The sequence below is a fragment of the Paenibacillus sp. GM1FR genome (assembly GCF_002803315.1).
Classification (GTDB): domain Bacteria; phylum Bacillota; class Bacilli; order Paenibacillales; family Paenibacillaceae; genus Paenibacillus; species Paenibacillus amylolyticus.
The window spans coordinates 1-579 of record NZ_MKZL01000060.1 but is presented as its reverse complement, the minus strand read 5'-3'; the positions used below and the strand labels follow the sequence as shown (position 1 = coordinate 579).

Here is a 579-nt window from a genome sequence, read left to right as displayed (position 1 = left end):
CCCCATTCGGACACCCCCGGATCAAAGCTTGCTTACAGCTCCCCGAGGCAGTTTCGTTGTTCGCCACGTCCTTCATCGGCTCCTAGCGCCTAGGCATCCTCCGTGTGCTCTTAGTAGCTTAACCATTGCGCTCGTGTTCGAGCTGTCGCTCCGCTTGGTTTGGACTACGTCCAAATCCAAAAGTCGCTCCATTTCGATCACTCGCTCCAGCAATCTACCGTTTTTATTGAAACTTGTTTAACACAAGTTCAGCTAAAAAGGAATGTTCTAATTCGCGTTTGTTTCGTTTCGATATCTAGTTTTCAAAGAACAAGCCAAATAGATGAAATTGTTTGGTGGAGCCAAGCGGGATCGAACCGCTGACCTCCTGCTTGCAAGGCAGGCGCTCTCCCAGCTGAGCTATGGCCCCTCAAATTCCATCAAAACTGAACAAATGGATAAGTAACTGTGTTGCTGTTGCAGGTTCTAAGAACCTGCATATTTGAATGTTTCCGTTGCAGGAAACGATTCTCCATAGAAAGGAGGTGATCCAGCCGCACCTTCCGATACGGCTACCTTGTTACGACTTCACCCCAATCA

1 tRNA gene and 2 rRNA genes are annotated in these 579 nt (G+C 48.4%); all 3 read right to left on the bottom strand.

From position 1 onward, the window contains the following. A 23S ribosomal RNA gene (locus tag PAEAM_RS27965) occupies positions 1-124 on the bottom strand; the annotation flags it as partial. A gap of 209 nt (positions 125-333) precedes the next feature. After that, positions 334-409, bottom strand: a tRNA-Ala gene (locus PAEAM_RS27960). 108 nt (positions 410-517) lie between these two features. Further along, positions 518-579 (bottom strand): 16S ribosomal RNA (locus PAEAM_RS27955); the annotation flags it as partial.